Annotated in this window: 1 pseudogene; it reads right to left on the minus strand. The window is 51.9% G+C overall.

What is annotated here, in order from left to right:
- Positions 1–312, minus strand: a pseudogene (locus ACWNT5_RS24265) (hypothetical protein); the annotation flags it as partial.

Raw genomic sequence — 312 nt, forward strand, 5'->3', positions numbered from 1 at the left:
TGTAACACCTTGATCACCCTGAGGTCCTTGCGGTCCTGTAACACCTTGTATACCTTGAATACCTTGTGGTCCTTGGGCACCAGTTACACCTTGGTCACCCTGAGGTCCTTGCGGTCCTTGCGCACCAGTTTCTCCGTGTATACCTTGAATACCTTGTGGTCCCTGTGCACCTGTTTCTCCTTGTATACCCTGAATACCTTGCGGTCCTTGAGCACCCGTTACACCTTGGTCACCCTGAGGTCCTTGCGGTCCTTGTGCACCAGTTTCTCCTTGTATACCTTGTGTACCTTGTGGTCCTTGAGCACCAGTTAC

This window comes from Aquimarina sp. 433, assembly GCF_054054605.1.